A 26,729-nucleotide genomic window follows, 5' to 3' on the forward strand; every position below is an offset into this window, starting at 1 on the left:
CCTACCTCATCTTGTCCTGAGCGAAGAAGGCGGTCGCTTTTCCCAGAACCTCGATCGTGGCCTCCTGCTCGCGGACCTTCCGCCGCAGCCGGACCAGCTCCTCACGCTCCGCAGTGGTCAAAGCCCCGGCGGGCCCCTCACCGCGGTCGATCTTCGCCTGCTTCACCCACCCGCGCAGCCCTTCCGGACTCACGCCCAGATCCCTCGCCACCTCGGTGACCGTCTTCTCCGAGGACAACGCCAAGGCGACCGCGTCCCGCTTGAACTCGGCCGTGTACCGCTTACTCATGTTGCTCTTCTGGCTCACTACCTGTGACTGCTTCCTCCGGGACCATCCGTCCCAGTATCAAGCTGTCCGACCGGCAGGGGGAACCTCAGTTCTCGGAGTTCCGTGAGCTGGTATCGCTCGTGTGGGTGATGACAGCCGACGGATCCGGCGGGACGTTCGTCAGAACGCCAACTGAGAGCCCGGCCGTGTGAGCGCGGCCGGGCCGCACGCCGCCAGGCGAGCATCAGGTTGGCTGCAACCGCTGGCCTCCGAGCCTTGTCTTCGTCGTCATGGCAACCAGTCGAAGGTCGCGATCCCCGAACGAACGAGAGCTTCAGCTGTCGAGGATCGGCCGGGCGCTGACCCTCACCTTCGCCGCCGCGGTCCTGGTCGCGGGCGGCGTCCTCTACGGGCTGGTGGTGCTGCTCGACTTTCAGGAGATCGACAGCACCGCCAAGCTCGACGCGAAGACGCTCTTCGACCTGGTGAAGCTCTCCTTCGGGGTGGTCGCCGGGGCCGGTGCGCTCGTCGCCCTGGTCGTCGCCTACCGCCGCCAGCGCGTCGACGAGGCCGGCGCCCACCGCGAAGCCACCCGACTCCACACCGAACGCTTCTCCCAAGCCGTCGACAGACTCGGATCCGACTCACCCGCCGTCCGGCTCGGCGGCGTCCACGCCCTGACCGGCCTCGCCGACGACGCCCCCGACCACAGCCTGCGCCAGACCTGCATCGACGTCCTGTGCGCCTACCTCCAACTCCCCTTCACCGCCGACCCCGGCGAAGACCCCGCCCACGAACAGGAACACCACCGCTACCTCGCCCTCCGCAAGGTCCGACACACCATCCTGCGCCTCATCGGCGACCACTACCGACGCCCGAAGGGAACCCACCGCTCCTGGCAGGGCTGCGACCTCGACCTCACGGGCGTGACCATCGACGGCAACATAGATTTTGAGGGCGCGAGCTTCTCCGACGGCAGAGTGTCCTTCCTCGGCGCAGGTTTCTCCGGCGGCACGGTGTCGTTCCGCCGCGCAGGTTTCTCCGGCAGCACGGTGTCCTTCTTCAGCGCAGGTTTCTCCGGCAGCGAGGTCTCGTTCGACCGCGCGGCGTTCTCCGGCGGCGAGGTCTCGTTCGCCGACGCGAGGTTCTCCAGCGGCACGGTCTCGTTCCGCGACGCAGGGTTCTCCGGCGGCGCGGTGTCGATCATGGGCGCGGCGTTCTCCGGTGGCGAGGTCTCGTTCCGCCGCGCGGTGTTCTCCGGCGGCGCGGTGTTCTTCGGCCGCGCGACATTCGCTGGCAGCGGGGTGTCGTTCATCGACGCGACGTTCGCTGGCAGCGGGGTGCCGTTCGTCGACGCGACGTTCTCCGGCGGCACGGTGTCATTCGACCGCGCGGCGTTCTCCAGCGGAGAAGTGTCCTTTCGTAGCGCAAGGTTCTTCGGCGGCGAGGTGTCCTTCACCGACGCGACGGGCCCAGCTCCCTCTGGGCTGCCCGCTGCCGTCAGCACTGCTTATGGGCCAGTCGCCCTTCCCTCCACTTGGCTGCCCCTGAATCCATAGGAAGAGGGAGGCGGAATCGGTCGTCTAAGCCCCCCAGGGCCGATCCAGATGGACGTTCCCGTATTCCGAACCCTCCTTGTTCTCGGAGTTCGTGAGCCGGTAACGCTCGTGTGGGTGGTGATGACAGCCGACGGATCCGGCGGGACGCTCCGTGGCGCGACGATGTCCCGTACCCGCCCTGTGAACCCGGGGAGGGACCCTCAACCGGTTCCAATCTCAGCGCCGATTCGTCTTCCGACTGTCGGCTGCGGGGCGCGCGGGCCGAATTGAGTGCCGCATCGGCGGGGTGGGGTGTCCGGGTGGTCTGCTCCCTGCATGCGGGTTCGGTCTCGTACGAGGTCTGTGTAGGCGGCGGCACCTTGAGCGTCGCCGGCTTCTCCCCGCCAGTGGGCGAGCCCGTCCCGGGAATCCAGGATGTCAGGGTGGTCTGCTCCCTGTACGAGGGCCTGGTGATCTACGAGGTTCGTGAAATCGTCGGCGGCACCTTGGGCGTCACCGGCCTCCCCTCGCCAGAAAGCAGCGTTGTGCCGGGCATTCAGCGTGTCAAGGTGTTCTGGTCCCTGCACGCGGCTCCGACCCTCAATGCATCGAACCACCGCACAGCTCACGCCGGCACATCCGGCAGTTCCTCCGGCCGCGCTCGGCGCGGAAGTCCGGCATGGCGGCCGCCGCGAGCCTGCCGCTGCCTGCGGAGGTGGATGTCTTCGTGCCACGAGCAGGCCGGTGCTCTCCGCGGTGGCAGGGCCCCGGTGTTCGGGATGGCTGAGCATCCCGGCCGCGTGAGAGCCCGAGCCGGCCCAAGGGGCTTTTGACGCCGGTGCCGGAAGGGCACGGAGTGACCCTGTGACGGGACAGGTATTTGTCATGGCGTGTCAGCTGCCGCGGCCATTGCCGCTGTTGTGATAAGTATGGCGGCCGAAAGGGGAGCCGTCGCGCGGCGCGGCCAGGGTGTCCGCCCCGGGGCTCCCGTGTGATGCCCGGGGCGGTGACGGCACAGGGGCCGGTGGCACATGCGGAGGCCTGTCCGGCTGGCCGGGGGTGTTCCGGTCACCGAGTGAGCTGTGCGCGCGGCGTTGGCGGAGCACTGCAGCAGGCTGGGGGACGTGTGATGAGTGAAATGAGACTGTGGGACGACAATCCCACGGGTGTGGACCTGCTGGGCTTCGCATCCATCGTCGACACGGTGGTGACCACACTCGACCTCCCGTACCTGGACCCGGTGACGATCGGGATCGCCGCTCCCTGGGGCGGCGGGAAGTCGACGGTGCTGCGGCTGCTGCACAAGGAGCTGGACGCGCAAGACGGTTACCGGGTGATCCGTCTCGATCCCTGGGAGTTCGACGACCAGTTCGATGTGCGCGGTGGCGTGATCGGTGAAGTCCTGCAGGATCTCCTGACGGCCTACAAGGCGCAGGACGGCCTGCCGGACAGGATCAATGGGCTTCTTGAGCGGGTGAGCTGGTCACGCGTTGCGGTCAGCCTGTCCAAGGGATCGCTGGTCGCTCAGTCCGCAGACCTGGTCGAGGCCCCCACACCCCGCTCGAAGAGCGATCCCAGGAGCCTGGCGGGTTTCCGGAAGGAGTTCGCCAGTCTGCTCAAGGACCTGACACAGCTCAAGCGCCTGGTCGTGCTCGTCGACGACCTGGACCGCTGTCTGCCCGACGCGGTGATGGCCACGCTGGAGGCCATCAAACTGTTCCTGTCGGTGGAGAAGGTCGCGTTCGTCCTGGCGGCGGACCAGGACATGGTGCGCGAGTCGATCGCAGCGAGCCTGGACGCCACGGGCCGGAGTGAGCGGTTCGCCCACCGCTACCTGGAGAAGATCGTCCAGGTGCCGCTGTCGCTGCCGCGGATCGGTGCCGACGAGGCAGCCACCTTCATCACGCTGCTGCTCTCGGCGCACGAATGCTCGCTGGAGCACTACACACGGCTGGTCGAGCACGCCCAGCAGCGGCGTGCCGCGGGGCAGTCCCCAGTCCTGTCGGACCTGCAGAATCTTCCGTGGCAGCCCGACGGGGCCTCGCTCGCCCTTGCCGACCGGCTGGCCACCGGTCTGTCGGCCGACCGGTCCGGAAGCCCACGCAGCATCAAACGCTTCCTCAACGCGTTCGCCCTGCGGACCCGGATCGCCGAGAGCCAGGGCATCAGCATCGACCCCTCGGTGATCGTCAAGCTCATGCTGCTGGAAGACAGCCCGGGCAAGGACTTCGAGACCCTCGTCAAACTCCAGGACGCCGCCCGCAGTGAACTCCTTCAGCACTGGCAGGCCTGGGGGAAGGGGGAACGCGACGACAGACCGGACCAGGTCAGTGAGGCGAGCAGGCACTGGGCCGCGTCCGAACCCGATCTCACCACCGCCCCGATCGGCCCCTATCTCAGCCTGGCCGCCTCCCTGGTGAGCCTCACCGCGGCCGCCTCCCTCACCCAGGAACAGGTCACCTGGGTCTCCCACCTCGCTGGCCAGTCGGAGCCGCACCGGCGCACTGCGCAGCAAGAGGTGACGGCCCGCCCGGTCACGGAGCAGCAGGCCGTCGTCGAGGCCCTGCTGGAGCGCGGCCGCAGGGAACAGCAGAGCGAGCCGCTAGTGGAGTCCCTCCTGTACATCGCGAACGCCACCGAGGATCTGCGCCGCCGCATCGCCGACGGTCTGTGGGACATGCGCAGCAATCTCACCCCCGGCTCCGCCCTGGACATCGCCGACAGCGACAGCGGGGAACTGCGCGACCTGGCGGTCCGCTTGGCAGAGGCGACGGACATCGACCCCATGGTGAGGGAAGCAGCCAAAGTGGAACAGGAGGGCCCCTGATGGGCACCTCGGGCTCCTATGGAGGCAGCGGCTCCGCCGAATGGAGCGCGGCCCATGACGCTTTCGACGCTCTGCCCGCCACCGGAACGGGATCCGCCAACTCCCCGGACACCACGGACCTGCCGGACAGCCAGCAGCAGTTCCTCGACGACGTTGTGCAGGCGCTGGCCAACGCGCTGAACAAGGATGACGCGGACCACGGCACGGTGCCGGCCGGAGGCTATCCGCTCTCCGCCCTGATCGCCCCGGCCCGCGGCGGCGGGGGAGGGGCTGGGGGAGCGGCAGGCCCGGGCCGTGTCGGTGGCGGATCGCAGCGCCAGGTACTCAAGGGTTCCTCGCGCGGTGCCGCGGCCCTCGCGGGGGCCTACGCCCTGCGCAACGGCGATGCCACGCAACTGCGCGAACTCGGCCTGGACTTCACCGAGCTGAGCGGCCTGCCACGGCGCACCCAGATCTCCCGCATCCTGCAGGCCGTCCTCGGCGACGCCGGGCACCCCGACGAGGCGGCCCTGCGCAGAGCCACCGTCAAGCACGTCAAGGATGTCCTCCTCGCCGCCGAGCCGCCCACCCCGGAAGACAGCCTGCGCAGTCTTGTCGCCGACTGGATCTATGAACTCGGCCTGGTCGAGCTCCAGTCCCAAAAAGCCAGCGACAACCTCACCCCCGAGGAGGCCGTCCGCAAACAGGGCTGGCTGCGGTCCTGGCTGCAGCGCAAAGTACGCCACATCTCGGTGCCTGACACACGCCGTATGACCGTCAAGGAATTCACCGCCACAGCAGCGAGAGTGACGAGGGAGGCACTGCGTATTCTGCACGCAGGACGCTCATGACGACCGCCTACGAAGTACTGCCGCATGACGGACAGCAGCACGAGCCCTCCGCGCTGGCCCTGCGCTGGCCCCGTACCCGCACCGACAGCCCCACGCCGACCGTCACCTGCACCCTTGGCTGGGAACTCGACCTCCTGGGCCCCGCACCGGCAGCCGCCGCCGACCTCGTCCGCATCGCCGCCTCCGCCTACCCCGCCGACCGCAGCGCCCGCCGCCCCATCACCACCTTCACGCGCACCATCGACCTCACCGTCCACACTGTCGACCCCGCTCCCTGGAACGCCGCCTCCGGCCGGCTCGCCGAAGAACTGCTGTCCTGGCTCACCGGCGACGCCTGGCACCTGCACGCCGTGCCCGCCATCCCCGGCAGCCACCCTCCGGCGCCTGTGCCCGACGCCGACGACGTGATGCTCCTGAGCGGCGGGCTCGACTCCCTGTGCGGCGCCGCGGACCACCTCGGCGACACGACACGGCGCATCCACCTCAGCCACTACGACGGCAGCACCGTCATCCGCCACGCCCAGCAGCAGACCAGCGCCTGGCTCAGCAACCGTGCACGACAGCCGCTGCGCCACCTCAGCGTGAAGCTCTGCCAGACCCACACCGCTGCGGAATCCTCCTCTCGCAGCCGCAGCCTGCTCTTCGCCGCCCTGGCCTCAGCGGTCGCCGCCGGCGCTTCGAGCCCGCAAGTGACCGTTCCGGAGAACGGCTTCACCAGCATCAACCCGCCCCTGACCGCCGCCCGGGGCGGCGCCCTGTCCACCCGCTCGACCCATCCGGGCACGTTCGCCTGCATCAACGAGCTCCTGGCGAGCCTGGACATCCCGGTGACGCTGGCCAACCCCTACGCCTACCTCACCAAGGGACAGCTCCTGGCACGGGCCTTGGACCGTGCGGGCCCGTCCCTGCTGCAGGCGGGAGCGGAAACCCTCTCGTGCAGCAAGCTCGACGGCAATTGGTACCCCGGCGGAGACCCCACCCTCAACTGCGGCCTGTGCCTGGCCTGCCTGGTACGCCGGGGAGCATTCACCGCGGTCCCCCACCACGATCCCACTACTTACCTCGTTGATCACCTCACCGGCCAAGCACACCAGCTGCTGCTGGAGCGCCGCCGCAAAGACGTCCACGACGTGCGGCAGGCCATCGCCCGCGGCATCGACGACACCGACATCCTCGCCGTTGGTGAACTTCCCCCCGACACCGACCTCGACGCCGTCGTGGGCCTGTGCCAACGAGGCCTGCAGGAGCTGAACCATGTCCCGCCTCCCTGAAGGACTGCCACCGCTCGACTGCCACGCCCACATCGCACCCGATGTGACCCCCGCGCAGATCGACGCCTTGAACGGAGCCGTCGTCTTCGCCGTCACCCGCACCCCGGCCGAAGCACACCGCGCCGGCCGGCGCGCCGACGCGCGCCTGGTGTGGGGATCTGGCGTACATCCCGGCGTTCCCGAAGCGCTCGATGCCTTCGACCTGGAGCAGTTCCGTGCCACCTTGCGGCACAGCTGCCTCATCGGGGAAGTCGGCCTCGACCGCCGAGGCAATCTCGAGCGGCAGCGCACCGTACTGGCCCAGATCCTGAATGCAGCACGCGACCAGCCCGTCCTGCTGTCGCTGCACAGTACTGGACGGACCGGCCCCCTCCTCGACCTGCTGACCGACCAGCCGCACCCCGGAATGATCCTGCACTGGTTCCTCGGCGGCCCCACCGAGCGGCAACGTGCCATCGACCTGGGCGCCTACTTTTCCGTCAACGCCGCCATGCCCGACGACATCCTGACCTCCCTGCCCCTGGCCTGCCTGCTGCCGGAGACCGACTTCCCGGCCAGCCGACGCACCACCGGCGCAGCGCGCCCCGGCCACATCGACCGGCTCGAACAACGGCTCGCCCAACTCCACGGCGTCACACCGGAACACCTCAGACGACGCTTCTGGCAGAACCTGCGCGAACTGACCACCCGCACACACGTCCTGGACAGGCTTCCCGAACACGTCGCGGACTGGGCCCTGGAAGCCTGACCCGCAGCCCGCGAGCCACCGGCGTCACTCACTCCGGCTGACCCGCTCGGCGACCCGTGGATCACTGCGCACGGGCTCCGGCAGCACACAGCCGTGCAAACCTCGGGCTGCAAGAACCTGTTCAACCGTCAACCCCCGCGCGTCGGACAAGTCCGCCCCCGCCAGATCGGCATCCGCCAGATCCGCACCGTCGAGCTGCGCCCGACACAGAACGGCACCATTGAGCGTCACCCCTTGAAGATGAGCCCCCCGCAGGTCAGCCCCCGGCAGCCGGGCCTTCGCGAGATGACGCCCTGCGAGATCGACCGGCGGCCAGGAACCTCCCCGGCGCCGTGAACCAGGTGCGGTGAGCGCCCGCAGCGCCTCCTGAACCAACTCGCCGGGTTTCTCCGGAAGCCGCACGGACGCCAGACCACCCGGCGTACCGGCAGGCTGTGTGCGGTCTCGAACCAACGCATTCAGCACCCGCGCGGCATGCCTCCCTTGGTCAGGAGCATCCTGGACGATCTGTTCCAGCGCCAGAACACCCCCGATGCGCACATACGACTCAGCCGACCCCAGCCGCTCCAGCGCCTTCGTGAAACGGTCCGTCACCTGCCCGCGACGGCTCAGCCGGTAGGACCGGGCGGTATAGATCAGGGCGACGCCGGCACCGACGGCCGCAACGACCTGCACCACGGCCAGCCGGACCTGTCCCACTGCCGCCGACCGGGCCGCGCCGTCCATCGACGACCAGTCCTGCCCGGCCAGCCAGCGCGCCAAGCGCCGGCTCAGCGGAGTGAACATCACGACCAGCACTCCAGCCAGCCCGGCCACGCCCAGCACAGCCGTCACGGCTGGCCACACCTTCTTCAACCTCATGACCCGGCTTCTATCGCGTCCACCGCACCGAGGGCGACCCGCTCCCGCCCGCACACCAGTCCCCAGGGCGCAGGAAGTGCCTTCGCCTCCGCATGCCGCCGGCCGTCCTGGACGTGTGCGCATGCGGGAGGATCCGCAACTGGCGTGCAGGGTCAGCCTGTTCGTGGCCATCTGCGCGGAGGTGTTTACCGCAAGACCTGCCGCCGCGCAGCGGGTTCGTGACTTTCCGCCACCGGGAGTGAAGGCCCGGAAGGATGAGCTGTGGTACCAGGGAGCAGGCCTGTTGCGGGAGAGCCCATGGACAAGACGAACCGCGCCGACCATCGGCACGATGCCGCGGCGCAGAGACTACGGTCCAACCCGCCGTCCCCGGGCACACCTCATATGCGAACTGCCCGCACCGTTTCCCGAAGTACTGGACCGGCTGACCTACGCGACCATGGACGACTGCCGACAGTGCCGGCCCGCCCTGCTGGACCGTGTCGCGGGCGATGCGCGAGCGATGCTGGAGCTGGTGTCCTGGGCCTGCTTCCTGACGTCGGAAACCTACTGCGGCATTCCGCCGGAGCTCGTCGCCGGCATCGAGCCGCCAGGCGCCCCGTTCCGCGCCTCGGCCACCTTCCGCGCACTGGCCCGGCAGTACGGCGCACACGGGCGGATCAAGGACACCGCCTGCATCCACCGCACAACAGCACAGCGCCGCGAAGCGGCGGACACCGCCGTCACCCTCGTCGTCGGCCTGTCCCGGTGGCAGGCGGACTTCCTCTACCAGTGACCCTGCTCCCCTGAACGCGCAAGAGGAGACAACCCGCTGTCGCCCGGCTTACCGGGCATCGCCGCGATGCAACTCCAGGCGGCGAGCGGGTACTTGGCCGGCGAACCAGCGCCCGGTCCCGCCACCGCTGAGCGACTGCCCCGCTCTGCAGTACGACGCCCTGGTGCTGCACTGCCTGCTCGACTACAGCAGCACCGCCGCCGCCGAGGCCATGGGACAGGACCCGAGCAAGATCCGCTACCTGGTGTGCTCGACACCCGCACAGTCGCGGACCGCGGCCCGCCGCCTGGCCCCCTCACACTGACGTTCCAGCCCGGCGACACCGGAGCCAGGCCTGGTGGTTGTGTCGTGGGAGCTCCGGTGGCTGCTCAGTCGGCTGCTGTCTCCGGCTGCGGCTCGGCCTTGGCGGACTGCGGGGCGGTGGCGGCGGTGTAGAAGACGGATGAACCCTGCTTGGTGCGGTGGGCGTGGCTCTTGGCGACCAGCCCTTCGACCGTGGTGCGTACCACGGTGGTCTTGATGGTGCGGTCGGGGTGGGCCTGGGTGAGTGCGGAGGAGATCTCGGCCGCCGACCGCGGCTCGTTCTGCTGCTGGAGGTGGTTGCGGATCAGATCGACGAGGGACGGCTTGCCGGCTGTCTTGGATGCCTTTGCGGACGGGGCCTCGGCGGTGGGCTTCTTGGTCGCCGCCTTGCCTGCACCCGCGGCGGCTGTTTTCTTCGGCCTGCTGCGCTTGGGCTCGGCAGCAGCTTGGCGGGGCACGGACACCGCAGTCTTGGTGGCCGCCTCGTCGGCGGGGCTCGCGCCGCCGAGCGCCTGCTGCATGTTCACCAGCACCGTGTGGTCATGCTGCAAGGTGCGCAGCTGCTCCTGCAGGGCCTCCACTACCACCCCGATACGTTCCTGCTCCTTGGTGTTGCGCTCCAGGTCACCTGTGATCTGGGCGGTGTACTGCGACGTCAATTCTGTACTGCTGGCCTGGATTTCAGACATGACATGGGCCTTTCTGCAGTGCGCGAGCACGGTGGTGAAGAGCCGGAACCGAATGCGCCAGTGGATGGAGATATTCCGTCTGTGGTGACCGGATGGCCCGCAGGACACCACTGCGGCAGCCTGCCGGAATCTAGAGATAGTACGCATGAGCGGAACCGGATGCTCCTGCTGAGTGATGTGTCACTCTGCCGTGAAGGCAGGACAGTGCCTCAACTACTCACACCACACTCCGGATGACGCGGTCACTGATGCGCAAGGCGGCCTCCACCTCGTCGTGTAGATCAGCGGGGAAGGTGCCCGTGCCGAGCGCGCAGGTGCGGAGGAGAGCACGGCAGTCCTGCGTCTCCCGATCGGACATCAGGGTGGTCAACGAGGGGTGCCCAAGGAGTTCCCGGGCAGCGTATCCGTCGGTCGCCTCTGTTGCCCGGCGGTGCAGGTCCGTGGCTACCTGGCGCGCGGCAGGGTCCTCGGGGGAGGTAATCGCGTCCAGCACTGTGAGGCCGAGCCGGGTGTTGAAGACGGTCATGCCCTGCTCGTCCCGGCGGACGAGGTAGGCGGCCGCCAAGTCCTGCAGCTGGCGGTGGAACGGTTGGCCGGCTGCCCGGCGGCTCAGCACGGTCAGGCAGCCCGTGACGGCGTCCTCCCATGACTCCCCGGGAGCTGTGCGAGCCAGGAGTTCCTCGGCTCTGAGCGTGTCACCTGTGGTGAGAGCGGCGAGGACGGCGACCTGGCGGCCGTCGAACATTCTCTGCCCGACGCCGCGGTGTTCCTCAATGTGGGCGAGTGCTTCGGCCCAGCGGCCAGTGGTCGTGAGGGTTCGTGTTCCGTCGGCGAGGAGGACCCGCCACAGCCAGGCGCGGACTTCTTGGCGGTCCTCGGGGCTGGTGGTGAGGTCGGCCGGTACGGCGATGCCGTCGAACTGTGCGGGGGCGCCGGTGCTGACGGCGTCGTACAGGGCGAGGAGGCGCTGGCGGCCGCCGTCGGCGTGTCCGGCGCGGATTTGGAGTCGCGCGAGGTTGACGACGGGTTCGAGGGCCCGGATCGCGGTCATCCCCGGCAGGGGGCGGGCGTGGAGGTAGGCGGTGGCGTGTTGGTGGCACATTGCGCGGGCGGTGGCGGGGGCGCCGATGTCGGAGGCGATCAGGGCGGCTTGGTTGTAGACCGCAGAGGCCACGCTCGGGTCGCCCTGTTTCGCCGCAGTGTCGGCGAGTTCGGCCAGCGCGTGCACGCGCTGGGGCAGAGGGAGGCAGGTGGGGCGGGGACGGGCGACGAGTGGGAAGCGCTGGGCTACGGCGTCAGGGAGCGTCCACACTGTCTGCGGCGCTCCTCTCGGTAGTGGGGTCGGGGCCGAAGACGACGGTCTTCGCGGCGGCGGTGAGCGTGGCTTGCGTGTCATGGGGTAAGCCGATCCGGTTCCAGGCGAAAAGCACATGATGGGCCAGGACATCGCGCAGGCCACGGTGCAGTTGTCCGGAGTCCGTGAGGTGGGCCAGTTCCCTGCCGGCGTCGGTGTAGGCGTCGGCCCATTCGGCGACATGGGCCAGTGGTCCACCCGCGCGCATCACGTCCTCGCCGTTCACGGAGAGCAGCCGGTGTACGGCGGCGTGCAGTCGGTTTTCGTTGTCGCGTTCCTTGTCGGCGGGCAGTGCGCGATGCGCGCCGACGCGCGCCCAGACGTCTCCCTGCTCGTACCAGTCCAGTCCGGCGGAGCGCATCATGAGGCTGCACAGCATGAGAGATGTCTCGCGTCGATGTCTGCCAGCGTCGCTCTGGAGAAAGCCGATGAGGCTGCGGCTGTCGCGGTGGAAGAGACGGTGCACGGATGCCATGGCTTCGGCTCCGCCGAACGCGTGGACCTCGGGTTCGTAGATGATCTCCGTCCACGCTGTGATGTCCTCCTCAGCCATCAGCTCGTCGAGGCCCCGGCCAATGAGGTCCTGCCCGTCGGCGGCGGGCAGGTAGCGCACGCGCCAGCAGGGGCGTTTGCGGACGATGAACCACGCCGTGACGGCGCCTTCGTCCTCTGCGGCGCGTAGAAGCGGGGCGAGTCGGGCCAAGGCGATGGTCTCGGCGCGTTCCCAGTCCGGGAACGCCACGTTGGCCTGGCACCAGGGCGGTGAGTTCATGAGGCGGGCCTCCGGGGGGGGGTTACGCAAGGCTGAGGAAGGTGTCCCAGTGCGGTGCGGGTGCGCTATCCGTGCCGTAGGTGTGCAGGGCGAGAGCCGCTCCGGCGGCCCCGTCGAGGAGTTCCGGGGCATGGCCGTCCTGGTCGAGCGCGGTGATCAGACGGTCGGCCAGGCGCGGCAACTCTGCAGTGATCTCGGTATTGCCCGTCTCGGTGGCCATCCGCCACGCGGCGTGAAGCAGTCCGGCCAGGCCGTGGCACAGCCCGATCTCGGGGACCTTGTCCAGTTGAAGCGGGTCGCGCAGGGTCGCGAGGATCGCGTTCTCGGCGGCCTGCACGCGCTCGGGGTCTTGGAGGGCGAGTCCGGCCAACTGCTGGGCGCGGGCGGTGCCGCTGACTCCGTAGCACCAGGAGGGGCGGGGGCGAAGGCCGGAATGGACGCGGTTGTCGGTCACCTGCTGCATCGAGATATACCCCGGCCACCACGGAGTGGTCTCGTCGCCGTGACACCATTGGTCGGTCCAGGTGCAGATCCGTTCCACAGCATCGGCCGTGCCGGGAACGCTGAGGTCGCGGAGCAGGGCCAGGGCCAGCACGGACAGGGCGGAGCCGATGCCGTGGGCGAGCCCGAAGTTCCCGTGCCCGCCAGGGTAGTCGGCGTGGGGCGTGCCCGTGGGTGCGACATTCATCCACCACGGCGGCAGTCCGGCCGGGTCGGGCAGGGGCTCGGTCAGGCGCACCAGGTAGGCCAGGACGTCCCGGGTGATCTCGTGATGGGGATGGCGGCTCAGGTGGTACGCGGCCAGCCCGGACAGGCCCTGGATCAGGTCGAACTCTTCCATTGGGGGCCGCTCGGCGCGGTCGATTCGCCGGTGGGCATCGGCCAGGCGGTTCCGGGTGACGGCACAGGTCGCCGTGTCCAGACGTTCCAGGGCGCGCAGGTACCGGCTCGATGCGCTGGCCGCTTGGTGTGTGATGAACGCCAGCGCGGGAGCGCCGAAATACAGGTTCGCGTTGGCCGCTGCGCTCACTTGGCCGTGCACGGCCGTGGTCAGCCAGGTGTGCGCGGTGTCCCAGTCGCCGCGGCCGGTCCGGGCTCGCTCGATGTGCAGAAGGGCGATGCCCGAGGCTCCTCCGGCGAGCGACTGTGGCCAGGCGCGAACGCCGTCGGGCCGGCCGCTGGGCCACGCGGTGCCCGGGTCGGCCAGCGCGCGGGCTATCTGGTCGGCGGTCGACAGCACGGCGGGGGCTGTCGTGGTCATGGTGTCCTCCTTGCTCGCGCGGTCCGGCTCAGGGCGGCGGCTCTGGCCAGGTGCAGGTGGGTGCGCTCCTCGGGCAGTCCCGGCCCGCGCACGCGGACGTGGTGGAGGTGCAGCAGGTCCGGCAGCAAGTCGTGGGGGTGCGTGGTCGTGTCCTTGAGTGCGTGGCGGTAGGCGCCCAGTGCCGTGCGGCGAGCGGACCAGGCGGTGGTGACGTCCTCGTCCAGGCCTGAAGGTTCGGCGTTCACCAGGTCGACGGCTTGGCGGTAGACGGCGCGGGGCGGAGCGGCCTGGTCGGTGCGTGTGTGCTTGATGAGCCAGTTCATCGCCTCGGCGTCGTCGCCGAGCAGGCCGGTGGCGATGTCCACCATGCTCGCGGCGGTCATTGCACGGTCATCCGGTGCGTTCTTCCGGGCCTGGGCGGCGAGTTGGGCCAGCGCGGCGGTGGAGTCGGCGGCGAAGTACCGCTCGGCGGCGTCGATCGCTGCGGGGCCGCCGAACCGTGCGGTCTCTGGGTGGTAGGTCTCCACGCTGGAGTGGGTGATCAGGCCGCTGTGCCGGAGCTGCTGGGTCCATTCGCCGATGCGCTCGATGGCGGAGCCGAGTGTGCCGGGTGCGCAGGTCAGACGAATGCGGAGGTGGTCGCCGGGGTCTGGGTAGCGGACGAACCACCATCGAGGGTCGCCCAGTTCGGTCAGCAGGGTCGGCAGGTGCCGGGCCAAAAGCGGGTTCTGCCGGTCGCGGTGTCCATGGAGTTGGAGGTAAATGCGGTTGCCGCAGCCGGGCAGGTGGCCGTGCTCGCGGGTGACGACGGGGCCCGCTGCCCGGACGGGGGCAACATTCTGTTCTGCGGTCAGGGGGATGACGACTTCGTGGGCGTGTCCGCTGGCCCAGCCCAGGTCTTGGGGTTCCGGTGCGGGGTGCAGTGTCACCTTGCCGTCGCGGTCCAGGTGGGTGCGCAGCAGGGCCCGGTGTGAGGGCTCCGTCAGGTCCAGGGCGATGCGCTGGTCGGCCTCGCTCAGGTACACCCGTTCGGGCAGATGCACGTTGCGGCGCCATCGGGCCAGGGACTCGTCCCACTGCGGCCACGGTTCTGAAGCGGCGGGGAGGTCGTCTTTGGAGAGGAGCCAGCGGGCCGGGGACAGGATCGTTCGTCCGTAGCGCAGGGCGGGCAGGAACGGCAGGTTGGAGGCGGCGGTGCCCCACATGAATCCAGTGCACGGGATGGCCAGCGCGACGGGCGCCTCGGCCAGGAACCGGGCCATCGGATGGGTGTGGTAGCCCAGGTCTACGGCGTTCAGCAGCAACGTGTGCACCGGGCGCCGGTGGGAGAGCGAGACCAGGTGCAGCCGTTCGGCGTCGGCGGTCACCGCAAGGTCCGCCATGGGAATGAGGCTGGTATCCGAGCCCTGGTAGTCGCCGAGCGAGATCACCAACTCGGTTGTCTGCGGGGCGCGCGCGACGTTCTCAGCGGGTCCGGACAGCGGGGTAGAGCTGATCTGCGCGACGAGCGCGCCCGGGTGCACTCCGGGCAGGCCTGCGTACACCCGAGCCATGCGGCGCCGATCAGCGTCGTCCAGGATGCCCAGGAAGCGGCCGGTTGTTGTTCCGGCCGAACGTGCCACCCCGACGACGTGCAGGGTGAACTTGCCCTGTTGCAGTGCCGGAACGCTCGCGGCGTCGATGCGGACCGTCACCTCGGTGCTCGGCTGGACGCAGTGGCCAGGATCTGTTGTGGCCAGGTTCTCAAGGGCGGCATCGTCGAGTTCGACTTCAAGGCGGCGCTGCATCCCGGCGGTGTGGGCGAGCTTGATGAGTCGGCTGTCGCGGTCGGGCAGCGGGGAGGGCGCCGGCGCGGTGGTGGACCCGAGGTACCCGGGTGGGTATCCGAGCGCGTCGACGGCGTCCACGACGGGGACGAGCGCCCTTGGCCCGTACCGCGCAAGGAACCGGCTGTGCCACTCGGTCCAACCGGTCAGCGCCGCACGGGGCGCGAGACGGGTGAGCGCCTTGGCTGCCGCTGCCGCCTCCCGGGCCACCGTCTCCGGGACGACCAGGTCCCAGTCCATCCGCAGGTCGAGCGCGGTTTTGGGGGCCTCGTGCACCTCTGCTGTCTCTGCGGGCACAAGATGCTGCGTGTGCATGCGGAGGACTGCGAGGGGATCGGTGGCCGTCATCGCCGGGCGGAGGCTGGTGAGTAGGAATCGTTGTCTGACCAGGCCCGCGAGCAGTTTTTCAATCGCGGTGGGCGGCGCGGTCGGGAAGCTGGTAAAGAGCTTTGCGGTGAGGTCGCTCCACAGAATCGGAGTCCGCGCGCTGTCCAGGGCTTCGCGGACCGGTCCGGTCACGCGTATCTGCACGTGCTCCGGAGCACCGTCGCGCGTGCCATGTGGGCGGTGCTCAATTGCCACGTAGCCGTCGCGCTCGATGACGAGGCTGGAGGCGAGCAGCATCAGATGGGGCCGCAGCCCACTGTGCTCTTCGAACCGGCCGATGAGGCTCGTGGTCCATGCCGCGTCGGGTCTGGCGGCTGACTGGTGCCTGGTGCCCCTGCGCAGCGCGGGGGCGGTGCCTATTCGCGCGGCCGCGACCCCGGCGAACAGACCAAACGGAGTGGCACGCGTGTGGGCCCGCAGCAGATAGCGCAGCACGGACAGCACCGTGCGGCGTACAGCGGACTCCGGTAGCGGCTGGCCGGCACAGACCTGGTCCACTCGATTCGCGAGGTCCGGGCTCGCAGCTTTGACGGCGGTCGCGAAGTCAGCTGCCTGCCAGGTCTGTTGCAGCCACGCCCGCCACGATGCCGTGTTTGCGGTCTGGCCGGTCAACTCCGGCCAGACCACCTGACGGTCGGAGCTCAATGCGGCTGCCCGTATCACTGCTGCATCAACGTAGCGGTACACACACCCCTCCTGTGGCGTGTGGTGCCCGGCCGCGCCCATGGGGCGGGCGCGGCCGGGCACCGCGACAAACGCGGGTTGGTGGTGCTACGGGCAGCTCGTGCACGCGGTCGCGCACGTCGAACCGCAGCCGTCGCTCGTCAGACGGATGAGCTGGTCCGCGGCGGGGCCGCTTTCGACGATCGTGATGTCCAGGTCGAAGTCGTCCTGTCCGGGCCCTTGGTGGGCGACCGGCTGAGTAACCGGGCTCTCCAGTTGAACGGTCATGCATTCCTCCTCGGTAGTGAGTGATGGTGCATGGTTCCGGGGCCCGGAAGCGGGTCCCGGAGTCTTAGTGCCAGGACACCGCGACGATGCCGTGGCGCTTCAGCACGGTGTCCTGGGGCAGAGGGGACGGAGCAGGACCCGGCAGGAACCTGATCGTTGCCGCTCCCCGGCGGCGGTGGTCCTGAGCCCAGCGCCGAAGCAGATTCAGGTATTCGTCCGCGAGGCTTTCGGCCTGCGGACCGTGAGCGACCACGCCGCTCTCGAAACCGCCGGTGTCCTCGTTTTCGCGGCGGATGCGGTAGGCGATGCTGTCCTCGCTGACCAGCGCCGGCACACCGAGCAGGGCTGATGCGTCCACGAGCCCGCTCTCGACGACGTCCTTGGACGCGTGTAGCCGTGCCGCACTCGACAGCTGGAGCGTGAGGTACAGCTCCAGCTCGTCGGGCAGGTCGTAGGCCGCCCCCGACCAGCTCTCCATCTTCGGGGTGTCCAGAGCATGGTTCAGAGCCTCTGCGTTGAGGCGTACCCGCACGTCGTCGGTCTGCACGGCGACGCCGTCCCGCAGCACCGCTTTGGACTCCTTGGCAGCTCCCTCACCCTGCATGGGCACGAAACGCGCCAGACGATAGGAGTGGCTGACCAGACCCTCACCATCACGGTCGAACGCGATCGACCGGGTCGTGCCGCGTACCGTCAGCGGGACGACGAGCCTGCCGTTCCCGGTGAGCCCACTGATCCACGACGGGGGGATGTCCCACGCGGCTGCGGTGACGATGATCCGGTCGTACGGCGTTCCGTCAGGGACACCGGTCTCGCCGTCGGCGAGGACCGTCTTCACCTGGCCGTACCCGGAGTCGTCCAGGCACAGGCGGGCGCGGTCGACGATGTCACGGTCAATGTCGACCGTGGTGACGACTCCGTCGCTGCCTACGAGTTCCTGGATGAGCGCGGCGTTGTAGCCACCGGAACCGATCTCCAGGACCTTCATGCCAGGCTCGATGTTGGCCTGTTCCAGCATCACGGCCTGGAGATGAGCGGCGGACATCACGCTGATGTCCAGGCCGTGCTCGTCCTTCTTGACCGGAACGGTGCGGTGGAGGTCGTAGGCGAGGTCCAGGGGCGCGTCCGGTGCGAACCGGTGCCGGGGCACTGCGGCGAAGGCAGCGGCGACCGGTTCGGACGTGATCGCGTCCTGGTCACGGAGTGCACGGACCATGTCCGCGCGTAGCGCGTCGGGATCGTGGACATGCGGTTCATCAATGGTAGTCATCCGATTACCCACTTCTGTTGGGAGGTTGGTGCTTGCGGCAGCCGGCTTGGTGGTCAAGCGAGGACGCTAGCCAGGCCGTCATCGCTGGGAGGTGGCTTTGCGCCGCCGGAGCGGCAGCACTCGGTGTTCGACTGAACAGCAGTTCCCTGGCTCGTCACTGCGTTCGCTCTCCTCTCGTTGAAGCAGTTCGGGTGGGGAGGAGCCAGCGTGAGGGGGTACGTGAGGCCCTCGCCTGGAGAACGCGCTATTTCCGGTTCTGATACTCCCGATGGCCAACTCGGCACGGGACGCCCGGCGTGGAGGGTTGCCATGCCGTCCGAGGCGAACCGGTGGCCGCCTGGCCCTCCACGCCGGGAGCAGGAGCTGCCTGGTGCCGACAGCCTCTTATGCGGCGGCCACCGGGCGGGAACCACAGTCAGGTCAGCTACGGGTACCGGCGCCGACGGTTAGAACCGCTGGCGCCATCAGCAGGGTTCTCGGCGTGACTCGCGGTAGGAAGGAGCGTCCTGTCCTTCCAGACCTCATTGACCACTTGTGTGCCGAAGGCCTCCACGGCGTGTGCGATCAGGGCAGCTTGCTTCTCGTACGTCTCGCGACCTGCGCCGTGCGGCTCTCCAGCCAGGACCAGCCGACCCCGGCGAGCATGATCACGCACACTCCTAGGAGCGGCGGCATCCCGAACAGGATGTTGACGACGTTGTAGGTGGCGTGGGCCAGGATGAGCGGGATCACCCGGCGGTAGCGGTGATACAGCCACCCTGCCGTGATGCCCAACGGCAGTACGGCCAGGGCCGGCCAAAGCCCCAGGTAGAGGTGCGGGAGGGCACGCATCAATGCTGTGACGAGCAGGACCTCCCACAAGGGCCGGCGTGCGGCCGTCAGCACGGCCACGACCACTGCTGTCGCCAGTACCTCCTCCACGGTCGCGGACCACAGCGCGTGGGCCAGATGCGGCCCGAGGTCTGGGACCCCGGCCGCGGTCGCCTGATCGCCCTTGAGGACGGGGCCCGGCAGCCGCGCCAGCACCCCGATGAGGAACACCGACGCGCAGATCGCTGCCGCGTGGGCATAGAAGACCAGCTCCCCCTGAGCCTTCTGCGCACGCTCGGCCTTGGTGCGCTTGCGGAACGGCCGCACTGGGTGAGCCAGATTCAGCCGTTGGAGAGTGATCCCGCAGCGGGCGGTCACCTCGACACACAGCCAGACCCAGACCACCAGCTCGGCGAGATGCCCGGCGATCTGCGTGGAGGCACGGTCAGCGGTGAACTCACCGGCCTCGTCCGCCACGATCACGGCGAGCGACCCGACCAGCACCGTCACCTGCCGCAACGGCCACCTCGTGCCCTGCGGGCGAGGGCGGGTGAGGATCAGCCCCAGCAGCCAGACCTCGGCCCCTGCGAGGCCGACCAGCCGGCCGATCTCCTCAATGCGGAGGACCTCGAGGGGGACCTCTGCGCCGGACTGCTGCACGACAGCCACGACGGCGCCGGCCAGATGAGGACCGCCCGCGAGAGCGAACAGCGTGAGTACCAGTACGTACGCGCGTGCCGCGCTCCAGGACACGGGCGGTCGGCCGGCAACCGAGGACTGGCTTGTGGAGTCGGTGGTGCGAGCGCCGGTGGCCCCCGCATCCTGCTCTTCATGGGCCAGATCCGCCAGGTCAGGCCGGCGGGCCGCTGCTGCGTTGTCAGGCATGGAACAACCCCCGCTCGCGGTCGGCGTCAGGGACCTGGCCGCAATCCGTGTGCGCGCGACCAGTGCCAGGCTGGGGACAGGCCTCGGATGGGATGAGCTGGGCGACCACAGTGCCGTAGCGGGCGATCGGGCCTGCGCTCGTGAGAATGCCCCCGTCCTTGAGCGGCTTGAGGGCCAGCGAGATGGTGGATCTTGCGACGCCGAACTCCTTACTCAAGGCGGTGATGCTGGGGAGGAGTTCACCAATGGGGTAGGTGCCGTCACTGATCCGCTTACGGATGGTGTCTGCGATGTCGTTCTTGCGTGCGCGCTCCTGCCATTTCGAGGGCGTGGTGCCGCACGGGGTGACACCGCCTCCGCCGCCGGCTCGTGTGGCGACGAGACCTTCGTCCCGGAGCTGCTGAAGGGTCTTGCTGATCACGTGCGGGGTGGTCCCGAAACGCCGTGCTAGCTCACCGGATCGGCGGACTGTGCCGGGGGACCAGGTGCCATCGGTGATCTCTTTGCGCAGGGTGTCGGCGAACTCCGTGCTGGGATGGACCCGCAGCCTGCGGAGTACGGAGTTGGGCTCGTCACGCATGGTCGCGCCCTCGTTTCCGCTCCACGTCCGTGACGCGGCCGAGCCAGGCGTCGGCGTCGGTGAACTCCCCTGCGGTGGGCTGCAGAGTGGTGTCCTTCCAGACCCTGTTGATCGTGTCGGTTCCGGTTGCGGCGGTGACGTCGGCGAAGAAGCGGGCCCCCCGGTCGTACGCTTCGCGGCTCGGGCCGAGACGACCGATGCCGGGCAGGCCGTTGTGAAGCCGGTAGCGCCAGGACTTCGAGGCATCCCGGTAGTGATCGACCGGCGCGCCGAACAATCGGCCTGTGATGTGACGATCCGCCCAGGCGGCGTGACCCTCGCGGAGGGTGGTGACACTACGGGGGTCGATACCTCGGAGGTGGGGCAAGAGTGTCTTCCACACGGTCCCTACAGCCGCAGCGAACTGCAGATGGTGGACCAGCTCATGAGCGACCACCTGGAGAAGGGAGGGCTCGTGGGCGAGGACTCCGGCGTGGCGCAGGGCCTTGGGCGCCATGAGGGTCTCGTACGCTCCGCCTTCGACCTCCATGCTCGTTGCGAGCTTCAGAGGCCAAGTCAGTGCACTGGTGACGCGAGCAGTCTCAAGCATTGCTATGCGGACGACGCCGATGGGTCCGGGCCCCAGGTCCAGATCCGCGATGTCCCGGGCCAGGATGCGCTGCGCGTGTTGGACCTGCGCGTGCCGCCAGGCCTTCGGGGTCAGTAGGCGAAAGGAGACGTCCGAAGGGATGGACAGGCCGGTGGTCGTCTCCATGTCCGGGGCCACCCTGTGGAGGGTTTCGGAGATCCGCTCGCGCAACTCGTCGTGGCGGCGGGTGTCGTCATGGACGGTAAAGCTGGTCACTGATGGTCCTGTTCAGAGATTGCCGCGGCGTCGCAAGACACCGGATCACGGGTGGCGTTCCTGACGGGGGCAGGCGGTTCGGAAGTCGGCCGGGCGGAGTACGACCGCCCCGGTCCGTTGGCGATGAGTCCTTCCGTCCTGAGCGGTCTGATTGCCTTCGAAATCGTGGTCAGCCCCACGTCGAACTCAGTGGCCAGTTCCTGAATGGCGGGCAGTCGGCTGCCGGGCGGATAGATGCCATCACCCAGCCGCTCCCGGAGTGCCTGCCCGACGTACGCCACGGTCTTCGACGCTCTGCCGGACGGAGGAACCCCCGGCTGTCCCGGGTCGACGACGTAGGTACCCAGTGTTCTGAACGAGGCGAGGAGCTTCTCCTGATGCAGTGGCTTCAGGGCCGTTCGGATGCTGGTGGGAGTCACCCCGAACTCGACGGCAAAGTGCCGCAGCGACGGCAGCCACGTCCTGACGGCATACGTGCCGTCACCGATCCGCGAACGGACGATCTGCTCGATCTCACTGATCCCGGTGACCGGCACGAGAGACTGCGGGTCCGGAACCCGGGTTCCGCGGCGGCCCACCGATGAGTGGAGATCGCCGTTGTCCCTCAGCGGTCGGAGAGCACGGCTGACCACCCACTTGGGCACACCAAATTCAACGGAGAGAGTCCGCTCCGAGGGCAGCTGAGTCCCGGGACCGTACGTGCCATCGGCCAGCCGTTTCCGGATGACCTTCCTGACCAGTTCGGGGGTCATGCGGCGGCGATGCGATGGAGTTTCAGGCACGGAGGAACCCCCGTTCCCGTTCGGTATCCGGGACGCGATGGCGGTGCCAACGGATCTCGTGCCGGGCCGCACCGGCGTAGTGCCGCACCACGGCCGGCCCGAACGCTTCCAGCGCGGTCTTGCTGGAGCGGAAGTCGGCCAGGGCCTCGACGAGGTCGGCTGGTACGGGCAGGCCATCATCCGTCTGGTACGCATCACCGGTGGTCTGGGGCGGGAGGTCGGGCCGCGCTGTGAGGCCGTGGTGGATGGCGGCGAGGGCCGCGGCCAGCGCGAGGTAGGGGTTGGCGTCGGCGCCCGGGAGACGGACCTCCAGGTGTGCCCCGTCTCCGTGCCCGGTGACCCGGATCGCGCAACCGCGGTTGTCGCGGCCCCAGGTGAAATGAGTGGGAGCGAACGAGCGCGCCACGAACCGTTTGTAGGAGTTGATGTGGGGCGCGAGGAGCGGGGTCAGGTGCGGCAGGCCGGAGATCAGCCCGGCAATGGCCTGCCGCATCGTGTCGGGCAGATCCCCCTCGTGCGGAACGGCGAAGGCGTTGCGGCCGTCGCGCCACAGCGACAGGTGCAGGTGCAGACCGCTGCCCACCCCGGTCTGCGGGGCGGCCATGAACGTGGGCACCATCGCGTGACGCTCTGCCAGGTGCCGTACGGCGTGCTGGTACACGGTGTACGCGTCACAGGCCGCCAGCGCCCCACCGTAGGGGAATGTGACCTCGACCTGGCCGGCAGCGCCCTCGCTCTTGACCGCCTCGACCGGCGTGCCGGCGCCCCGCAGGACCTCCGCCAGATCGTCGAAGAAGTCCGTCAGCGCCACGGGATGGTCGAGGGCGTAGTCGAGGTTGTGCGGCGCCACCGGTTCCAGACCCTGGTACCCGGCCGCGTGTGCCTGCTGCGCGGTGCCCTGGTAGAGCATGAACTCGCTCTCCAGACCCACCTTTACGTCCAGGCCGAGTTTCGTGAGGCGGTCGAGCTGGGTGCGCAGCATGGCGCGGGGCGCGACGCCGATCGGAAGACCGCTGTGGTGGAAGGCGTCGGCGTGGATGAGAACGGCGCCTGGCATGTACGGCACGCGGCGGATGGTGGCCAGGTCGGGGACGACGCCCATGTCCCCGAACCCCGTCTCCCAGCCGGTCAGTTCGAAGCCGTCCAGCGGCTCCATGTCGACGTTGGTGGCCAGGATGTAGGCGCACATCTCCGCCCCGGCCCTCGCCCCTGATTCCGCCCCGTCCTGCGTCTGCTTCGTGATCGTCTGCAGGAAGCCGGGGGCGTCGAGGCGCTTGCCCTTCAGCTGGCCGAGCATGTTGGGGACGGCGAGCAGCACCGTGGTGACGGCACCGCTGTCCACCGCGGTCTTCAGGTCGTCGAGGGACAGGCATCCGGCGTGCTGGTTGTCCTCGCTCATCACACGACCCCCTCGGCCACGGCGGCGTGTTCCGCCGAGTTCCCGAGCGGGGGGATCTTGTAGGAGCGTCGCCCCTTGGTGATCCACATGATCCATGCAAGGAGCAGCACGACGAGCAGGGTGACGCCCGAGTAGTTGAACGACTTGAAGGTGATCGGATAGGTCTGCGGCAGAACGAGTACCCCGGTCAGGACGATCACGTAGACCACGGAGATCCAGCCCAGTGGCTTGCTCCAGGCGCCGAGGGTCCAGGGGCCGGGCTCGAAGCGTTCAGGGAAGCGCAGCTTCAGGAAGACCGGGATCACGTAGGCGGGCGTGATACCGATGACGTTGATCGCGGTGACGGCGGCGTACGCGGTCGGCGACCACAGATTCGGCAGCGCCAGCACGAGCGCGACGCCCACGGACAGCCACACCGCGGCGATCGGGGTGCGGGTGCGGGAGCTCACCCGCCGCCAGGTCGCGGAGAACGGCAGAGCCCCGTCGCGGGAGAACGCGTACACCATGCGGCTGGACGCGGCGGTTTCCGCATTGCCGCAGAACAGCTGTGCCACGATCACAACGACCAGCAGCACCTTGGCCATGCCCGTGCCCAGGACGTCGATGAAGATCTGCACCGGCGGCACGCCCGTGCTCGTGTTCAGGGTGCCGGCGTAGTCCTCGATGGCGAACAGCAGCCCGGCCAGGAGCACGAAACCGGCCACCCAGGAGTAGAGGACGGCGCGGACCATGCCCCGGGGGGCCGCCATCTGCGCCTGCTTGGTCTCCTCCGACAAGTGGGAAGAGGCGTCGTAGCCGCAGAACGTGTACGCGGCCACAAGGATTCCGAGCACCCCCCAGAGCGGGTGGTTGAAGCCCGTGCCGTTGACGAACTCCGTGAAGACGAAGCCCACGCTCCGGCGCTCCCCTGGGGCCAGGGTCAGTGCACCGACGATCAGTGCAACGCCGCCCAGCTGCCACCACACGGAGATCGAGTTGAGGATGTTGACCAGGCGCACCCCGAACGAGTTCAGCGTGCCGAACAGCAGCAGGATCCCCGCGAAGATCAGGATGGTTGTCTCGGGTGTGGGCTGCATACCCCACTGCAGGTTGGCGAGCGCGCCGACAAATACGGCGCATCCGTACGCGATGGCAGCGATGGCGGCGACCAGGCCCAGGAGGTTGAGCCAGCCCGTGGCCCAGGCCCAGCGGGGGCCGCCGAGCCGGTGGGCCATGAAGTACAGGCCGCCGGAGGTGGGATAGGCGGAGACGACCTCGGCCAGACACGCAGCGAGCAGCAGCGTCATGAAGCCGATGCCGACCCAGCCCCACATGATGACCGCAGGGCCGCCGGTGACCATGCCGAAGGCGAACATCGTCAGGGCGCCGGCGAGAATGCAGATGACGCTGAACGAGCTGGAGAAGTTTCCGAACTCGCCTATCTTGCGGGCCAGTTCGGGCTGGTAGCCGTGCGAACGCAGCGCGGCGTCATCGTCCAGCATGGCGTTAGCGGGTCGTGAGTGGGACACCGGGCACCTCTGCGGCATAGGGAGGGGAACAGAGCGTGTAGGAACGGGTGACAGCGGTGAGGGCGAGGCCCTGGCCGAGCAATGTCAGGCCGCTGACCATGCTGAAGGCCACCGCGATATGGAGCGCGCGGTTGCTGAACCTGCCCGGCCGGTGCCGGACGTGTCGTAAGAACAACGGGGACGATCCTCTGGATGGGTCGTAGGAAGGGACGGCGGCGGGGCGCGGGGTGGTGGCGGAGGGCCTCGGGTGGTCTTCACCGGCGGCTCCGATCACCCATGGCTCTGTAGCGGGCAGAGCGGAACTCGTCCTGCCACCACGAGTAGCTCGGGGTGACCAGCGCCCACGGGGCGAGGGTCGCGTACGGGCCGATCGCCTCGAACACCTCGGCCGCGTTACCCACACCGGTGACGGTCAGCGCGTAGGCCAGGTAATTCAGGTCCAGCAGGGAGCGGGTATCGGGCTCGTCCTCTTCGGGCTGTGTCTGCTCGAACCAGTTGTAAAGAGCCTGCTCGGCGCAGCGGGCTGCGTCCTCACTGGACCAGTAGCCGATCACGCCGGCGGTCTGGCGGCCCTGCAACTGCCTTCGGTAGGCCTCGACGTGGGCGTACAGCGGCAGCAGATGCAGCGCCGATCCCTCGGGGGCGGAGGAGACCACCGCGTAAGCGAAATTGAAGCCCCCGCGGCCGCGGGCGTGAAACACGCCGAGCATCCGGTGATGGGCCTCGCGGCCGTACGGGTCCAGTCGGTTCGCCCGGTCCAGCAACTTCCACGGGCCCAGCGGCAGCGTGACGTCGAGCGGCCGGCTCCAGTTCACCTCGTTGTGCGGGACCGTCTCGTCGGTGTCGGTCTGTGCGAGGGCCAGCTGGCACACCGGCAGCACCGGATCCTTCGGCCACCAGTCTGCGGCGATCCGGCACGCGGCGTCGGCAGCATCGACAGCCCGCCTCAACGCACGCCCGGACACACCGCCGCGGTGAGCGTTGAGGACACGCTCGGTGTTCACCCGGGCCCGCATCATCAGCGCATCCGAGTGGTTGGGCTCCTCCGCGCACCATGCGTCGATCGCCCTGTTGTTGGCGGCAGCCCGCGCCAGAACCTGGCTGCGGGATGTGCGCAGTGTCCAGTCATGGCCCGTGTCTCGAAGCAGGCGCTTTGCTTCCAGCCACCGGTCCAGCTGGAGGTCTTCGCAGGCGAGACGCAGCTTTTCGTCCGGACCCGCCGGGTGGTCAATCAGGTTCATGTCATTGGAGGCCATCGGAACTTCCCCTCGGGAGGCGAGGGACTTGCACCAGGGACGCGTCTGGCGTGCGTAAGAGGGACATGGGGGTGGAGTCCTCAAAGCAGGTGGGGTGGAGACCGCCGGGCAGCGGGGGCGATCCTGGGGAGGCTCGGCTGACAGCCGCAGCCCGGCGGTCGGTCAGTGGAAGTTGGCAGCCGGGGAGGGGTATCTGATCCGGACCTGGACGGTCTTCGTGTCCCCGTCGTCGGACGGTCTCCAGGTGGTCTCGCCGCCAAGCTCACGGATGTTCGCAAGTCCGGTGCTCTTCTGCGCGGTGATGGCCGTGAGGAAGTCGGGGAACGCAGGGCTCGGGTCCGTCACGGCGATCAACAGCGTCTCGTCTTCGGTGACGATCAGATCCAAGGCGAGCTGACCTTCAGGGTGCTGCGGTCCGACGTGCTCAATCGCGTTTTTCATCAGCTCCACCACTACCTGGGTGGCGTTCTCTTGGTCTCCCGGCCAGGCCATCATTGCGAACCGCGTACGGGCGTGCAGGCGAGCGAGACGCACCGCCTCCGACCGGACGGAGAAGCGGCTGCTCCACTCCTGTGGACGCTCGACCCGGAGGAAGGAGGGGGCATTGGAGTCATCATCTGAGACCGGGGCTGGCGCCGCGGCGGATTCCATGTCGTTGTCCTACCTTTCAAGAGTGGTTGCTCTGGTCATTCGTAAGATCGGAGGGCCCAGGGGCTCTGGGCATGGCTGTCATG

General features: G+C 68.8%; 24 protein-coding genes. 7 read left to right on the forward strand and 17 right to left on the reverse strand.

The genetic code is table 11. The features are described from left to right. Position 1: 1 nt before the first annotated feature. Complete coding sequence (locus QF035_RS54875) at positions 2–289, reverse strand: transposase (RefSeq protein WP_123471932.1); 288 nt, start codon at positions 287–289, stop codon at positions 2–4. 269 nt (positions 290–558) lie between these two features. On the opposite strand from QF035_RS54875, the gene QF035_RS54880 reads away from it, so the two are divergent. From QF035_RS54880 to QF035_RS54900, 5 genes are all read left to right on the forward strand, one after another. Further along, entirely contained in the window at positions 559–1,827 is a 1,269-nt protein-coding gene (locus QF035_RS54880) for a pentapeptide repeat-containing protein (protein WP_307530716.1), read from the forward strand. Between the two features lie 1,108 nt (positions 1,828–2,935). Continuing rightward, complete coding sequence (locus tag QF035_RS54885; protein WP_307530717.1) at positions 2,936–4,633, forward strand: KAP family P-loop NTPase fold protein; 1,698 nt, start codon at positions 2,936–2,938, stop codon at positions 4,631–4,633. Next, positions 4,633–5,463: a hypothetical protein gene (locus QF035_RS54890; protein ID WP_307530719.1), complete on the forward strand. Its 831-nt coding sequence runs from the start codon at positions 4,633–4,635 to the stop codon at positions 5,461–5,463. Before QF035_RS54885 ends, QF035_RS54890 begins: the two co-directional genes overlap by 1 nt. Next, positions 5,460–6,734 (forward strand): hypothetical protein, encoded by a 1,275-nt coding sequence (locus tag QF035_RS54895; RefSeq protein WP_307530721.1) that lies wholly within the window; start codon positions 5,460–5,462, stop codon positions 6,732–6,734. Before QF035_RS54890 ends, QF035_RS54895 begins: the two co-directional genes overlap by 4 nt. Then, entirely contained in the window at positions 6,718–7,482 is a 765-nt protein-coding gene (locus tag QF035_RS54900; protein WP_307530723.1) for a TatD family hydrolase, read from the forward strand. The genes QF035_RS54895 and QF035_RS54900 overlap by 17 nt, the downstream gene beginning before the upstream one ends. 24 nt (positions 7,483–7,506) lie before the next feature. Here QF035_RS54900 and QF035_RS54905 read toward each other — a convergent pair whose 3' ends face one another. Continuing rightward, the gene (locus QF035_RS54905; protein ID WP_307530725.1) at positions 7,507–8,343 is read right to left on the reverse strand and encodes a pentapeptide repeat-containing protein; all 837 of its coding nucleotides are present in this window, start codon (positions 8,341–8,343) and stop codon (positions 7,507–7,509) included. Between the two features lie 331 nt (positions 8,344–8,674). Between QF035_RS54905 and QF035_RS54910 the strand changes: the two genes are divergently transcribed. After that, the gene (locus QF035_RS54910; RefSeq protein WP_307530727.1) at positions 8,675–9,118 is read left to right on the forward strand and encodes a hypothetical protein; all 444 of its coding nucleotides are present in this window, start codon (positions 8,675–8,677) and stop codon (positions 9,116–9,118) included. Between the two features lie 163 nt (positions 9,119–9,281). Continuing rightward, positions 9,282–9,422 (forward strand): hypothetical protein, encoded by a 141-nt coding sequence (locus tag QF035_RS54915; RefSeq protein WP_307530729.1) that lies wholly within the window; start codon positions 9,282–9,284, stop codon positions 9,420–9,422. 64 nt (positions 9,423–9,486) lie between these two features. Here QF035_RS54915 and QF035_RS54920 read toward each other — a convergent pair whose 3' ends face one another. From QF035_RS54920 to QF035_RS54990, 15 genes are all read right to left on the reverse strand, one after another. Beyond that, positions 9,487–10,110 (reverse strand): hypothetical protein, encoded by a 624-nt coding sequence (locus QF035_RS54920; RefSeq protein ID WP_307530731.1) that lies wholly within the window; start codon positions 10,108–10,110, stop codon positions 9,487–9,489. Between the two features lie 217 nt (positions 10,111–10,327). After that, positions 10,328–11,422 carry a hypothetical protein gene (locus tag QF035_RS54925; RefSeq protein ID WP_307530732.1) on the reverse strand — a complete coding sequence of 365 codons (1,095 nt, stop codon included), beginning with the start codon at positions 11,420–11,422 and terminating at the stop codon, positions 10,328–10,330. Then, the gene (locus tag QF035_RS54930; protein WP_307530736.1) at positions 11,406–12,236 is read right to left on the reverse strand and encodes a thiopeptide-type bacteriocin biosynthesis protein; all 831 of its coding nucleotides are present in this window, start codon (positions 12,234–12,236) and stop codon (positions 11,406–11,408) included. Before QF035_RS54930 ends, QF035_RS54925 begins: the two co-directional genes overlap by 17 nt. Positions 12,237–12,258: 22 nt before the next feature. Then, positions 12,259–13,497 (reverse strand): lanthionine synthetase C family protein, encoded by a 1,239-nt coding sequence (locus tag QF035_RS54935; protein ID WP_307530738.1) that lies wholly within the window; start codon positions 13,495–13,497, stop codon positions 12,259–12,261. Beyond that, on the reverse strand, positions 13,494–16,355 hold the full coding sequence (locus QF035_RS54940) for a lantibiotic dehydratase (RefSeq protein WP_307530740.1): 2,862 nt from the start codon (positions 16,353–16,355) through the stop codon (positions 13,494–13,496). The genes QF035_RS54935 and QF035_RS54940 overlap by 4 nt, the downstream gene beginning before the upstream one ends. A gap of 126 nt (positions 16,356–16,481) precedes the next feature. Next, entirely contained in the window at positions 16,482–16,661 is a 180-nt protein-coding gene (locus QF035_RS54945; protein ID WP_307530742.1) for an FxLD family lanthipeptide, read from the reverse strand. A 64-nt stretch (positions 16,662–16,725) separates the two neighbouring features. Continuing rightward, complete coding sequence (gene fxlM, locus QF035_RS54950; RefSeq protein WP_307530744.1) at positions 16,726–17,931, reverse strand: methyltransferase, FxLD system; 1,206 nt, start codon at positions 17,929–17,931, stop codon at positions 16,726–16,728. 564 nt (positions 17,932–18,495) lie between these two features. Next, positions 18,496–19,626, reverse strand: a complete 1,131-nt coding sequence (locus tag QF035_RS54955; RefSeq protein ID WP_307530746.1) for a CPBP family intramembrane glutamic endopeptidase — start codon at positions 19,624–19,626, stop codon at positions 18,496–18,498. Continuing rightward, positions 19,619–20,206 (reverse strand): GntR family transcriptional regulator, encoded by a 588-nt coding sequence (locus QF035_RS54960; protein ID WP_307530747.1) that lies wholly within the window; start codon positions 20,204–20,206, stop codon positions 19,619–19,621. The genes QF035_RS54955 and QF035_RS54960 overlap by 8 nt, the downstream gene beginning before the upstream one ends. Beyond that, positions 20,199–21,050: a zinc-dependent metalloprotease gene (locus QF035_RS54965; RefSeq protein ID WP_307530749.1), complete on the reverse strand. Its 852-nt coding sequence runs from the start codon at positions 21,048–21,050 to the stop codon at positions 20,199–20,201. Before QF035_RS54965 ends, QF035_RS54960 begins: the two co-directional genes overlap by 8 nt. Next, the gene (locus QF035_RS54970) at positions 21,047–21,802 is read right to left on the reverse strand and encodes a GntR family transcriptional regulator (protein ID WP_307530751.1); all 756 of its coding nucleotides are present in this window, start codon (positions 21,800–21,802) and stop codon (positions 21,047–21,049) included. Before QF035_RS54970 ends, QF035_RS54965 begins: the two co-directional genes overlap by 4 nt. A 22-nt stretch (positions 21,803–21,824) precedes the next feature. After that, positions 21,825–23,231: a glutamine synthetase family protein gene (locus QF035_RS54975; RefSeq protein WP_307530753.1), complete on the reverse strand. Its 1,407-nt coding sequence runs from the start codon at positions 23,229–23,231 to the stop codon at positions 21,825–21,827. Continuing rightward, positions 23,231–24,712, reverse strand: a complete 1,482-nt coding sequence (locus tag QF035_RS54980) for an amino acid permease (RefSeq protein WP_307530754.1) — start codon at positions 24,710–24,712, stop codon at positions 23,231–23,233. The genes QF035_RS54975 and QF035_RS54980 overlap by 1 nt, the downstream gene beginning before the upstream one ends. Before the next feature lie 281 nt (positions 24,713–24,993). Next, positions 24,994–25,995, reverse strand: a complete 1,002-nt coding sequence (locus QF035_RS54985; protein ID WP_307530756.1) for a hypothetical protein — start codon at positions 25,993–25,995, stop codon at positions 24,994–24,996. Positions 25,996–26,157: 162 nt separating this feature from the next. Then, a complete protein-coding gene (locus QF035_RS54990) occupies positions 26,158–26,646 on the reverse strand; it encodes an ATP-binding protein (protein ID WP_307530758.1) in 489 nt (162 codons plus the stop codon). Positions 26,647–26,729 lie beyond the last annotated feature (83 nt).

The sequence above is a fragment of the Streptomyces umbrinus genome, from assembly GCF_030817415.1.
Classification (GTDB): Bacteria; Actinomycetota; Actinomycetes; order Streptomycetales; family Streptomycetaceae; genus Streptomyces; species Streptomyces umbrinus_A.

What these genes read in the sequence shown, in the direction of transcription:
- QF035_RS54875 (WP_123471932.1), bottom strand. Translation starts at nt 289, where the DNA reads ATGAGTAAGCGGTACACGGCCGAGTTCAAGCGGGACGCGGTCGCCTTG.
- QF035_RS54880 (WP_307530716.1), top strand. Translation starts at nt 559, where the DNA reads ATGGCAACCAGTCGAAGGTCGCGATCCCCGAACGAACGAGAGCTTCAG.
- QF035_RS54885 (WP_307530717.1), top strand. Translation starts at nt 2,936, where the DNA reads ATGAGTGAAATGAGACTGTGGGACGACAATCCCACGGGTGTGGACCTG.
- QF035_RS54890 (WP_307530719.1), top strand. Translation starts at nt 4,633, where the DNA reads ATGGGCACCTCGGGCTCCTATGGAGGCAGCGGCTCCGCCGAATGGAGC.
- QF035_RS54895 (WP_307530721.1), top strand. Translation starts at nt 5,460, where the DNA reads ATGACGACCGCCTACGAAGTACTGCCGCATGACGGACAGCAGCACGAG.
- QF035_RS54900 (WP_307530723.1), top strand. Translation starts at nt 6,718, where the DNA reads ATGTCCCGCCTCCCTGAAGGACTGCCACCGCTCGACTGCCACGCCCAC.
- QF035_RS54905 (WP_307530725.1), bottom strand. Translation starts at nt 8,343, where the DNA reads ATGAGGTTGAAGAAGGTGTGGCCAGCCGTGACGGCTGTGCTGGGCGTG.
- QF035_RS54910 (WP_307530727.1), top strand. Translation starts at nt 8,675, where the DNA reads ATGCCGCGGCGCAGAGACTACGGTCCAACCCGCCGTCCCCGGGCACAC.
- QF035_RS54920 (WP_307530731.1), bottom strand. Translation starts at nt 10,110, where the DNA reads ATGTCTGAAATCCAGGCCAGCAGTACAGAATTGACGTCGCAGTACACC.
- QF035_RS54930 (WP_307530736.1), bottom strand. Translation starts at nt 12,236, where the DNA reads ATGAACTCACCGCCCTGGTGCCAGGCCAACGTGGCGTTCCCGGACTGG.
- QF035_RS54935 (WP_307530738.1), bottom strand. Translation starts at nt 13,497, where the DNA reads ATGACCACGACAGCCCCCGCCGTGCTGTCGACCGCCGACCAGATAGCC.
- QF035_RS54945 (WP_307530742.1), bottom strand. Translation starts at nt 16,661, where the DNA reads ATGACCGTTCAACTGGAGAGCCCGGTTACTCAGCCGGTCGCCCACCAA.
- fxlM (WP_307530744.1), bottom strand. Translation starts at nt 17,931, where the DNA reads ATGACTACCATTGATGAACCGCATGTCCACGATCCCGACGCGCTACGC.
- QF035_RS54955 (WP_307530746.1), bottom strand. Translation starts at nt 19,626, where the DNA reads ATGCCTGACAACGCAGCAGCGGCCCGCCGGCCTGACCTGGCGGATCTG.
- QF035_RS54960 (WP_307530747.1), bottom strand. Translation starts at nt 20,206, where the DNA reads ATGCGTGACGAGCCCAACTCCGTACTCCGCAGGCTGCGGGTCCATCCC.
- QF035_RS54970 (WP_307530751.1), bottom strand. Translation starts at nt 21,802, where the DNA reads ATGACCCCCGAACTGGTCAGGAAGGTCATCCGGAAACGGCTGGCCGAT.
- QF035_RS54975 (WP_307530753.1), bottom strand. Translation starts at nt 23,231, where the DNA reads ATGAGCGAGGACAACCAGCACGCCGGATGCCTGTCCCTCGACGACCTG.
- QF035_RS54980 (WP_307530754.1), bottom strand. Translation starts at nt 24,712, where the DNA reads ATGCTGGACGATGACGCCGCGCTGCGTTCGCACGGCTACCAGCCCGAA.
- QF035_RS54985 (WP_307530756.1), bottom strand. Translation starts at nt 25,995, where the DNA reads ATGGCCTCCAATGACATGAACCTGATTGACCACCCGGCGGGTCCGGAC.
- QF035_RS54990 (WP_307530758.1), bottom strand. Translation starts at nt 26,646, where the DNA reads ATGGAATCCGCCGCGGCGCCAGCCCCGGTCTCAGATGATGACTCCAAT.